The following is a 9,458-nucleotide window of genomic DNA, read 5'->3' on the forward strand; positions in this document are numbered from 1 at the left end:
GGAAAACTCCACCACGTGCAGCAGGCGAAACTCCAAGTCGCGGCCACGGCCTTCCAGCCCGAACGGCCGCCCCACCGCCTTGCCGCGCCAGACGCTGTCATCGATCAGGAAATCCTCGCCGTAGAGCCGGCGCAGGCAGCGCACTTGGCCCTCGGCAAGGTCGGCGAACAGCGCCTCATAGAATCCCCGGGCGGCTTCGCGGCCGCGCGTGGGCCCGGTGGGCCAACCGACGATGTCGTGCTCGGCGTCGTCGGCGAGGGTGGCCAGCACGCCCGGGACGTCGTCGCGCATCTCGAAGCCGAAATGCTCGTCCATCTTGGCGTCCATCTGCGCGCGGGTGAGCGGCATGGCGAGTCTCCTTACCGACGGCTCAGCGGGGCGCCTGAGGCGGCGCGATGGGGATGAAGGCGGTGCGCGCCGGCTCGCCCGGTCCAGTCGCCTCGGGCATGCGCTCGCCGGCCGGTCCGAGGGCGCGCAGATACCGATAGACGGCGCGGCTGTCCTGCTCGTGCATCGCATTGAGGTTCATCCAGGGCATCGGCGGCCGATCCTTGCGGGTGCGCAGCATGGCCACCCAATCGTCCTCGCTCATCGCCGCGGCCGTAAGGCGCAGGTTGGCCGGATAGGTGACGCCCCACGGGCCCTGCCAGCCGACGTTCGTGCCGGTGAGGCGCTGGGCGTCGGGCACGTTGCCCCCGGTCTCGTTCCAGCCGGCGGTGTGGCAGTCGTTGCAGCCGCCCACGACGGTGAGATAGCGGCCCGCCTCGACGTCCGAGGCCCCGGTGACGCGAACGCCGGTCGGCGCCGCAGCGGTCGCCTGCGACTGTCGGCAGCCGGTCAAGGCCAGCAGCGCCGCGGCGACCACGGTGAGTTTCAGATGCGTGTTCATGGTCAAGCTCCGATAACAGCGCTCGATAATGAGATGTTTGTCTCATTGCAAGAGATATGTCGCAACGGAACCATGGGAGGTCCGCGGGCGTCCTTTCTTTGCATGCGCGTCTTCCTGGATTTCGAAGCGTCCTCGCTGGGCGAGGGAGGCTTCCCCGTCGAGGTGGCCTGGGTGTTCGAACACGGCCGGTCCGAGACGCACCTGATCCGGCCTGCGCCCGACTGGACCGAGTGGGATCCGGAGGCCCAGGCCATCCACCGCATCTCGCGCGAACAGCTCGAGGCCGAAGGCGCCGATCACGCCGACGTCGCCGCCCGCATGCTGGACCAGCTGAGCGGCCACGCGCTCTACGTCACCGCGCCCTCCTGGGACGGGCAGTGGCTGAGCCGGCTGCTGCGGGCCGCCGGGCTGCCGCGCCATGCCCTGCGGCTGAAAGATTCCGACGAGGCGCACCGCGAGGCGGCCCTGAACGTGCTGGAGGTGCTGGGTGTCCGCGACGATCCCGAGGCCGTGGCCGAGCGGCTGATCGCACAGGCTCGGCTGAACGTCCTGCCCGAAACCCCGGCGCACCGGGCCCTCGCCGACGCCGAGGCCGAGCGACAGGTCTGTCTGGAGGTCCAGCGCCTCGCCCGGGAGGCGGTGAAGGCCAGCCGCTGGAACCGAGCTTGATCTGCCGACGGCCTCGGTCTCAAAGCACGGCAAACCAAGCCCCAAAGGTCGCGCGTGCCCCCGAGCCGAATTCACCGCCTGGTCCTGATCGCCGCCGCCTCGGCGCTGCCTTGGGCGGCGCAAGCCCAGGAGCATGATCCTCACGAAGAGGGCGACGAGGTCGAGGAGATCGTTGTCCAGGCCACTCGATCGGGCCGCCGCGTCCAGGACGAGCCGATCCGCGTCGAGGTGATCAACCGCGAAGAGATCGAGGAAAAGATCCTCATGCGGCCCGGCAACATCGCGATGCTGCTGAGTGAGACCGGCGGACTCCGGGTCCAGGTCACTTCGCCGGGCCTCGGCGCGTCGAACATCCGCGTGCAGGGCATGCGCGGGCGCTACACCCAGCTGCTCGCCGATGGCCTGCCCCTATACGGCGGCCAGGTCCCCTCGCTGGGCCTGCTGCAGATTCCGCCCACGGACTTGGGCCAGGTGGAGGTCATCAAGGGTTCCGCCTCGGCGCTGTACGGCCCCTCCGCCCTGGGCGGGGTGATCAATCTGGTGTCACGACGGCCGGGCGCCGAGCCGCACGGCGATCTGCTGCTGAACCTGACGAGCCGCGACGGACAGGACCTGACCGCCTATGGCGCGACGCCGTTGTCGCCGACGTGGAGCGGCTCGCTGATCGGCGGCCTGCACCGCCAGGGCGCGCAGGACCTGGACGACGACGGCTGGACCGACATGCCGCGCCATGAGCGGTGGACCTTGCGGCCGCGGCTGTTCTGGGCCGGGGCGGAGGGCGGGACCGCCTTGCTGACCGCTGGCGCCATGGGCGAGGATCGCCGCGGCGGGACGCAGCGGGATCGCACCACGCCAACGGGGGAGGCCTTCCGGCAAGCGCAGGACACGCTGCGGTTCGACCTCGGCGCCGTCGTCGCCGCGCCCTTGACCGAGCGGATCACCGGCCACCTGCGGGCCTCGGCCATGACCCAGGCGCACGACCACCGCTTCGGCGAGGTGCTGGAGGAGGATCGGCATGACACCTTCTTCGGCGAGGCGTCGGTCTCGACGAAAACCGAGCGCACGTCGTGGCTGGCCGGCCTCGCGGTGCAGCGCGACGTCTTCAGGTCCGAGACCTTCCCCGCCTTCGACTACACCCACAGCGCGCCGGCGCTCTTCGCACAGGTGGAGCACGACTTTTCCGAGGCGCTGACGCTGGCGGCCAGCGCCCGCTTCGACCAGCACAGCGAATACGGCTCACGGTTCAGCCCACGCTTCTCGTTGCTGTACCGGCCGGGTCCGTGGACGCTGCGGGCGTCGTATGGCCGGGGCTTCTACGCGCCGACGCCCTTCGTGGAAGAGATCGAGGCCGCCGGTCTGTCGCGCCTCGAGCCGCTGGGCGAGCTGAAGGCCGAGACGGCTGAAACCGCCTCCTTGGACGCGGGCTACGCGTCGGGGCCCATCGAAGCGAACCTGACGCTCTTCGCCGCCGACATCGACGACGCCGTGCGCCTCGAGGAGGTTGCGGCCGACCGCGTGCGGCTGGTGAACACAAGAGGCGTCACCCGCACCCGCGGCGCCGAGGCGCTGCTACGCTACCGGTTCGGCGACTTCACCGTGACGGGCAGCTACGTTCACGTCGACGCCACGGAACCGGCGCCGGGAGGCGGGCGGCGAGCGGCGCCGCTGACGCCGCGCCACACGGCCGGCTTCGTCGCCATGTGGGAGGAACACGGCCGTGGGCGGCTGGGCTTCGAGGCGTACTATACGGGCCGCCAGAGGCTGGACGACAATCCCTACCGCAGCCGCAGCAAGCCCTATTGGGAGCTTGGCCTGATGGGCGAGGTGATCTTCGGACGGACCAGTCTGTTCCTGAACCTGGAGAACCTGCTGGACATCCGGCAGTCCAAGTACGACCCGCTGGTCCTGCCGCGACGCGCGCCGGACGGCCGCTGGACGGTGGAGGCGTGGGCGCCCACCGAGGGCTTCGTCGCCAACGGTGGGGTGCGGCTGCGATTCTAGAAGCTGGTGCCCCCTCCCGGAGTCGAACCGGGAAGCCTTGCGGCGGACGATTTTGAGTCGTCTGCGTCTACCAATTCCGCCAAGGGGGCGCGCGGGCGGCTATCTAGCCGCAGCGACCCTGCTTCGCAAAGCTGGCTTTCAGGTCCAGAGCGGATTGCCGCCGATCCAGGTCGCCTGCACGCGCGCGTCGTCGTCCAGCAGCACCAGGTCGGCCCGCTGGCCCGCGGCGATGCGGCCGATCTCGTGGTCCAGGCCGAGGAACTGGGCCGGATGCAGGCTCGCCATCCGCAACGCCGTGGGCAGATCGAGCCCCAGCAGGTCGCGCGTGTTGCGGACCGCCGAAGCCATATCGAGGTCCGAGCCGGCCAAGGTGCCATCGGGCGCGACGCAGACTCCGTCCTGCACCGTGATCGTCTGGCCCTGCAGGGTGAAGCTCTTGTCGACCAGCCCGACGCTCGGCATGGCGTCGGTGACCAGCATGAACCGCTCGGCCGGCTTGCAGCGTAGGGCTAAGCGCAGCATCGCCGGATGCACGTGCCGGCCATCGACGATGACGCCACAGAACCCGTCCGCGGCCTCGAGCGCCGCGCCCACGGCGCCCGGCGCGCGGGCGGTCATCGGCGACATGGCGTTGAACAGGTGGGTGAAGCCGCTGACGCCGGCTTCCAGAGCGGCCCGGATCTGGTCATAGTCGGCGTCGGTATGGCCCGCGGCGATCACCACGCCGGCGGCGGCCAGCCGGCGGATCATCTGCGGCTCGGTGCGCTCGGGCGCCAGGGTCACCAGGGTCACGCCCGCGCTCAGCGAGCCCAGCAGCGCCGAGGCGCGCTCGTCGAGAACCCGGAACTTCTTCTTGTCGTGGATGCCCGCCCTCGCCGCGTTGAGGAACGGCCCCTCGACGTGGACGCCCAGGACGCCTGGAACGCCTGCGGCGATCGCCGCCTCCACGGCGCGCAGCGCCCGGTCGATCGCGCCCAGATCCTCGCTGATCAGGGTGGGCAGGAAGCCGGTGGTGCCGAACTTGCGGTGCGCCGCGCCGATGGCGGCGATGGCGTCGACGCTGAGGTCGTCGTTGAAGAGCACGCCCCCGCCGCCGTTCACCTGCACGTCGACGAAGCCGGGCGCCAGGATCGCGCCCTGCAGGTCCACGCGCTGGTCGGCCCTGGCCAACGTCTCGGTCTCGGGCAGTACGGCGGCGATGCGGTCGCCCTCGAGCACGACGCCCTGGCCCGTCACGAAGCCATGGCCGTTCAGCACGCGGCCGCCTGTGAGCGCGACGGCCATCAGAGGGTCCTCGTGACCTTGGCCAGGCCAGGGGGCCTGTCCGGGTCGAAGCCCCGCCGGCGCGAGAGCTGTTCGACCATGCCGTAGAAGGCCTGCACCAGCAGGATCGGCTGCAGCAGCGGGTCGCCGGACAGCGACGGCAGGGTGATCGCACCCTGGGCCTCGGCGCCGGCGATCAACACCCGGGCGCCGGCCTCGGCCAGCTCCGTCGCGAGCCGCTCGACGCCCTCGCGTGTCGGGTCGTCCTGAGCCAGCACCAGCACCGGGAATCCGTCGCGCGCGAGCGCCATGGGCCCGTGGCGGACCTCGGCGGCGCTGAACGCCTCGGCGTGCAGGCCTGACGTCTCCTTGAACTTCAGCGCCATCTCCTGCGCGGCGGCGAAGCCCGGTCCGCGGCCGAGCACATAGAGGCTGGTCGCGTCCTCCAGCACCGGCAGCGCCGGCGACCAGTCGAGGTCCGCGGCGCGCGTCATCAGGCCCGGCAGCCCGGCCAGCGACTTCTCCAGGGCCGGGTCCTCCGTCCAGGCGGCGACGATCTGGGCGATCGCGACGAGCGCCGCGAGGTAGGATTTGGTGGCCGCGACGCTGACCTCCGGCCCCGCCCAGAGCGGCAGCTCCAGATCGGCCAGATCGGCCAGCGGCGAGCCCGGCGCATTGACCAGGGCGACAAGCCGAGCGCCGGCGTCGCGGGCGGCCTGCGCCGTCGCCAGCAGGTCGGGGCTCGCCCCCGACTGGGAGATGGCGAGCGCCAGCACATCCTGGGCCTCGGGCGCGGCCTCGTAGACCGAGCTCACCGACGGCGCGGCCGAGGCGGTGATCAGTCCCGTGCGGGTCTCGATCAGGTACTTCGCGTAAGTTGCGGCGTGGTCGGACGAGCCCCGGGCGCAGGTCAGCACCGTGCGCGGGGGCCGCGCCCGGAGGTCCGCGGCCAGGGCGCGCACCAGCTCGGCGTTGCGCGCCAGGAGGTCGGCGGCGACCCGCGGCGCCTCGGCGGCCTCTTCGGCCATCCGGGTGCGCGGGCGAGGTCCCCCGGCGGTCGCACTCGAGCTCACGTGATCCACTCCGCGTCCCTTCCCGCTCAGGAGGCCAGGGTGTTGAGCTCGGCCACGAAGTCGTAGGCGTCGCCGCGGTAATAGGACTGGGTGAACTCCACCGCGCGCCCGTCCTTCAGGAACCCGCGGCGTTCAATGAGCAGGCCGGGATCGCCCGGCTTAACGCCCAGGAGTTCGGCCTGTTCGGCGGTGAACAGCACCGCGCGCAGGCGCTGCAGCGCCCGCGCCGGGCGGTGGCCCGCGGCGGCCAGGGCCTCGTACAGCGAGGCGCCCACCGCCTCGACCGAGGGCAGCGAGAAGGCGGGCACGGTGGAATACTCCAGGGCCATCGGCAGGTCGTCGGCGTAGCGAATGCGGTGGAAACGGTAGACCGGCGTGCCGGGACTGGAGCCCAGCACCATCGATTCCTCGGGGGTCACCGCGCCTTCGGCCTTCTTCAGCCACTCGGACCGCGGCGTGCGCCCGCGCGAGATCATGTCCTCGGTGAAGGACGAGAGCTTCGAGAAGCTCTTCTCCACCCGCGCGGCGACGAAGGTGCCGGCGCCCTGCCGACGGGTCAGCAGGCCCTCGGACACAAGCCCGTCCAGCGCCTTGCGGATGGTGATCCGCGAGACCTTGAACTCCTCGGCGAGATCCCGCTCCGGCGGCAGGGCCTCGTCCGGCGACAGGACACGGTTCTGGATGGCCTCGCGAATGGCCTGCTGGAGCTTCTGGTACAGCGGGCCGCGGCCCCGCCCATCCAGCGATCCGATCAGTTGCGAGAAGCCTGGCGCCATGTCCCCGAGCATCTGGTGGGCCCCTACCATGACGACAATCTATAGGGCACGCGAGCTACCAATCAAATACCAATTCGCGATAATTCATGGATTGGTCACATTTTTCGCTTGCGCGATCAGCGTTTTGCGGCACAGCCTAAGGTGAACCCCGAGTGTGTGCGGGGCGCCATCCCGCAGGGTGGCACTAGATTGGGCTGATATTGGTCCTCGTGGGGAAGGTAGCCCGCGATGTCCGGCGAAGGGGAGAATTGAGAGATGGGCTTCCGTAAAGCGCTCCTGGCGGCGTCCACCAGCCTCGCCGCCGACCTGATGGTCCCGGCCATCGCCAACGCGCAGGAGGTGGAGGAGATCGTCGTCACGGGCATCCGCGCCTCCCTGCAGCAATCGATCACTTCCAAGCGCGACGCGGAGAGCGTGGTCGAGGTGATCACCGCGGAAGACGTCGGCAAGTTCCCGGACAAGAACGTGGCCGAGTCGCTGCAACGGGTGACCGGCGTCACGATCACGCGGGACTTCGGCGAAGGCGAACGGGTCGCGATCCGCGGCACGGCGCCGAATCTGAACCTGACGCTGCTGAACGGACACGGCGTGGCGACCGCCGACTGGTTCATCCTGGACCAGCTGAACGCGAGCCGCAGCTTCAACTTCCTGATGCTGCCGTCGGAAATCGTCGGCCGGGTCGAGGTCTTCAAGAGCCCGCAGGCCGACCTCGAGGAAGGCGGCATCGGCGGCACCGTCAATGTCCTGACGCGCAAGCCGCTTGATCTCGACGCCTTCACGGTCTCGGCCTCGGCGCAGGGCGTCTACACCGAACAGTCCGACAAGCTGGACCCGCAGCTCTCGGGGATGGTCAGCTGGAAGAACGCCGACGAGACGCTGGGCCTGCTCGTGGGCGGCATCTGGCAGAAGCGCCACCTGCGCCGGGATGGCGTGGAGGTGCTGGGCTACGGCACGAACAACTTCGGCGGGACGCTCGGGACCATCGACTACCCGTCGCTGATCGGCTCGTCCTTCTTCCAGCAGAGCCGCGATCGCAAGGGCCTGAACTTCGCCGTCCAGTTCGAGCCCGACGACCGGCTCAGCGTCAACCTGACCGGCCTCTACAGCAAGATGGACGCCGACAACTTCAACCAGAACTACATGGCCTGGGTGTCCAACAAGGTGGGCGCGCTCGGCACGCCCGGCGCGGCGCTCACGGGCACGGAAGTCCGCGACGGCACGCTGGTGAAGGGGACGTTCAACGCCACCGGCGGGTTCGGCGCGGTGTTCGACGCCATCGACCGGATCGCCTCCACCGAAACCCGCTCCATCGACCTGGACGTGAACTTCGAGCCGGCGGAAGGCTGGCGCCTGCATGGCCAGATCGGCTTCACCGACGCGAAGGGTGAAACGGAGGCCCAGCCGTTCTGGGAAACCATCGGCGTGACCGGGTTGACCTTCGACCTCACCCAGGGCGTGCCGCGGGTGAACTTCACCAACCTGGACCCGACCAGCGCCGCCGCCCTCCCCGAGCTGGGCTGGAGCTCGCTGGAATCCATCGGCAATGACGACCAGGAGTTGTACGTCCGCGGCGACATCACGAAGGACGTGAGCTACGGGCCGTTCACCGCCATCAAGGCCGGCGTGAAGTTCACCGACCATGAGCGCGAGACCCTGCATATCGCCGGGCGTCTGGGCTCGCTCTACCCCTGGACCGGCGGCCTCTGCAGCGGCCACGTCTGCGGCCTGGCCGACGTGGCGGGCGACGTCACGCCCGGCGACTACCTGAGCGGCATCCGCGAGGCGGGCGTGCTCTCGGCCTATCGCCAGGTCGACCGTCGGGCGCTGCGGCAGCTGCTGCTCTCCAAGACCCTGGTCGAATGGACGCCATCCACGCCCGGTTCGGCGGACTACAAGTTCCTGTCGCCGTCGGACAGCTATGTCATCGAAGAGAAGGCCTTGGGCGGCTACGTCATGGGCCTGTTCGAGGGCGAGGGTTATCGCGGCAACGTCGGCGTGCGCGTCGTCCAGACGAAGCAGACGGCCGACGGCTGGCTCGTGGGCGCGGGCGGCGGCACGCCGAACCCGTTCGGCGACATCACGCCGGTGACCTACAAGAACGACTACACGGACATCTTGCCCAGCTTCAACGTCGCCTTCGACGTGACCGACACCCTCGTCGTACGCTTCGCCGCCGCCAAGGTGATGGCGCGTCCCGACTACGCCAAGATCGCGCCGCAGATCTCACTGACGCCGTCGATCTACACCGGCTCGGGCGGCAATCCGCAGCTGGACCCCTACCGCGCCAGCCAGTTCGACCTCTCGGCCGAGTGGTACTACGCGCCCCAGTCGCTGCTCGCCGTGGCGTTGTTCTACAAGGACATCCAGTCGTACCTGGTCAATGAGACCAACGTGGAGCGTCAGCGGGTCGAGACCAGCACGCCGGACGCCGCGCGCTGCACCGCCGTCAGCGGCGGCAACAACCTGTACGACTGCGACTTCGACGTGACGCGGCCGGTGAACGGTCCGGGCGGTCGCAATCAGGGCGTCGAGGTGTCCTGGCAGCAGCCGGTCTGGGGCGGCTTCGGCGTGCAGACGAACTACACCTTCTCCGACGCCAAATCGAACAACGGCGACCCGATCCCGGGCAACTCCAAGCACAGCCTGAACCTCACGGGTTGGTACGAGACCGAGCGGTTCAGCGCCCGGCTCTCCTACAACTACCGCTCGAAGTTCTTCATCGATATCGACCGCGCCGCCCAGCTGAACAGCGCCTCGGTCACGTCGCTAGACGCCTCGGCCAGCTTC

General features: G+C 69.7%; 8 protein-coding genes and 1 tRNA gene. 3 read left to right on the plus strand and 6 right to left on the minus strand.

What is annotated here, in order from left to right:
- Positions 1 to 348, minus strand: a 348-nt coding sequence (locus RIF93_RS15270) for a nuclear transport factor 2 family protein (RefSeq protein ID WP_309092306.1), incomplete at its 3' end; no start/stop codon positions are given.
- Between the two features lie 22 nt (positions 349 to 370).
- Positions 371 to 889 (minus strand): cytochrome C, encoded by a 519-nt coding sequence (locus RIF93_RS15275; RefSeq protein WP_309092307.1) that lies wholly within the window; start codon positions 887 to 889, stop codon positions 371 to 373.
- Positions 890 to 991: 102 nt separating this feature from the next.
- Here RIF93_RS15275 and RIF93_RS15280 point away from each other — a divergent pair, with 102 nt between their 5' ends.
- Together RIF93_RS15280 and RIF93_RS15285 are read left to right on the plus strand one after the other, a co-directional pair.
- A complete protein-coding gene (locus RIF93_RS15280) occupies positions 992 to 1,558 on the plus strand; it encodes a hypothetical protein (protein WP_309092308.1) in 567 nt (188 codons plus the stop codon).
- Positions 1,559 to 1,612: 54 nt separating this feature from the next.
- Complete coding sequence (locus RIF93_RS15285; RefSeq protein ID WP_309092309.1) at positions 1,613 to 3,559, plus strand: TonB-dependent receptor domain-containing protein; 1,947 nt, start codon at positions 1,613 to 1,615, stop codon at positions 3,557 to 3,559.
- A 4-nt stretch (positions 3,560 to 3,563) separates the two neighbouring features.
- Here the strand turns inward: RIF93_RS15285 and RIF93_RS15290 are convergent.
- The 4 genes from RIF93_RS15290 to RIF93_RS15305 form a co-directional block, all read right to left on the minus strand.
- Positions 3,564 to 3,648, minus strand: a tRNA-Leu gene (locus RIF93_RS15290).
- Between the two features lie 49 nt (positions 3,649 to 3,697).
- Positions 3,698 to 4,843: an N-acetylglucosamine-6-phosphate deacetylase gene (gene nagA, locus RIF93_RS15295; RefSeq protein ID WP_309092310.1), complete on the minus strand. Its 1,146-nt coding sequence runs from the start codon at positions 4,841 to 4,843 to the stop codon at positions 3,698 to 3,700.
- Complete coding sequence (locus RIF93_RS15300) at positions 4,843 to 5,850, minus strand: SIS domain-containing protein (protein WP_309092311.1); 1,008 nt, start codon at positions 5,848 to 5,850, stop codon at positions 4,843 to 4,845. The genes nagA and RIF93_RS15300 overlap by 1 nt, the downstream gene beginning before the upstream one ends.
- A 71-nt stretch (positions 5,851 to 5,921) precedes the next feature.
- Positions 5,922 to 6,701, minus strand: a complete 780-nt coding sequence (locus tag RIF93_RS15305; protein ID WP_375163885.1) for a GntR family transcriptional regulator — start codon at positions 6,699 to 6,701, stop codon at positions 5,922 to 5,924.
- Between the two features lie 225 nt (positions 6,702 to 6,926).
- Here RIF93_RS15305 and RIF93_RS15310 point away from each other — a divergent pair.
- On the plus strand, positions 6,927 to 9,458 hold a 2,532-nt coding region (locus RIF93_RS15310), incomplete at its 3' end, for a TonB-dependent receptor (protein ID WP_309092312.1).

This window comes from Phenylobacterium sp., from assembly GCF_031181185.1.
GTDB lineage: Bacteria > Pseudomonadota > Alphaproteobacteria > Caulobacterales > Caulobacteraceae > Phenylobacterium.